This window comes from Blastococcus sp. TF02A-30 (assembly GCF_003319185.1).
Lineage (GTDB): Bacteria > Actinomycetota > Actinomycetes > Mycobacteriales > Geodermatophilaceae > Blastococcus.
Genome location: NZ_QOHJ01000018.1, coordinates 1 through 1,021 on the forward strand (window position 1 = coordinate 1; position 1,021 = coordinate 1,021).

The window sequence follows — 1,021 nt, forward strand, 5'->3', positions numbered from 1 at the left end:
AGATGTGTATAAGAGACAGGCTTTGATCCGGCGGGCACGCAGGTGGGTGCGGATCGCCCGGGAGGAGTACGCCTTGTCGCCCAGCACCGCCTCGGGGCGGGTCCGGGGCCGCCCTACTGGCCGGGTCACGCGCAGCTGCTCCAGAAGAGGAAGCAGCATCGGGGAGTCCCCTGCCTGGCCGGGGGTGATCAGGCTGACCAGCGGCAGCCCGGTCCCATCGACGAGCTGATGGATCTTCGTGCTCAGCCCGCCACGGGAGCGCCCGATGCCGTGATCGGCCGGCTCCTCACGCGGATTCTTGTAGTTCGATCCATCCCCCTGTGTGGCGGGTGATGTTCGTCGCGTGCTGGTGGGCGCGGGCGATCGTGGAGTCCACCGAGACCGACCAATCGATCAGGCCTTCGGCGTCAGCGGCGGCGGTCAGCGTGGCCAGCACCGTGTCCCAGGTGCCTTTTTCGGCCAAGCGCCGATGCCAGGTCCACACGGTCTGCCAGGGCCTGTAGACCTCGGGCAGATCCCTCCAAGCGATTCCGCACCGGTACCGGTAGATGATCGCCTCCACCATGGTGCGGGCGTCGGCGAACGGCCTGCCGGCGCGGCCGGTCCGGGTCGGGAGCATCGGGGCGATCAACTCCCATTGGGTGTCAGAGAGCATCTGGAACCGGGACATGTCCCCAGGGTCTCAGCTGACTCGTGCATCTATTCTCAGACACGCCCTAGTTGCGCGGACCTCCTGGGATCGGGCCATGGTGCCGGCCGCTTGCCGGGCGGCACCCCGACAAGGGTACACGTTATGCTGTACCGTTCTAGGCATGAGCACCACGACCCTCACTCATGTCTCGGCGTTGTCCCGACTGGGCCATGCCCTCTCTGATGACACCCGGACCCGGATCCTGCTGGCCCTGCGTGATGGGCCGGCCCGCCCGTCGGCGCTGGCCGGGGAGCTGGGGGTGTCCAAGCAGGTGATGTCCAACCAGTTGGCCTGCCTGCGCGGCTGCGGGCCTGTCTCTTATACACATCT

The 1,021-nt window shown here is 67.2% G+C and carries 3 protein-coding genes; 1 reads left to right on the forward strand and 2 read right to left on the reverse strand.

All coding sequences use genetic code 11. The features are described 5' to 3' along the window. Window positions 1-390, reverse strand: a 390-nt coding sequence (locus DQ241_RS21490) for a transposase (protein ID WP_199584793.1), incomplete at its 3' end; no start/stop codon positions are given. Beyond that, complete coding sequence (locus DQ241_RS20940; RefSeq protein ID WP_199584791.1) at window positions 287-670, reverse strand: transposase; 384 nt, start codon at window positions 668-670, stop codon at window positions 287-289. The genes DQ241_RS21490 and DQ241_RS20940, both read right to left, overlap by 104 nt. 142 nt (window positions 671-812) lie before the next feature. Between DQ241_RS20940 and DQ241_RS20230 the strand changes: the two genes are divergently transcribed. Next, the coding region (locus tag DQ241_RS20230; protein WP_147252421.1) for a helix-turn-helix transcriptional regulator at window positions 813-1,021 on the forward strand (209 nt) is incomplete at its 3' end.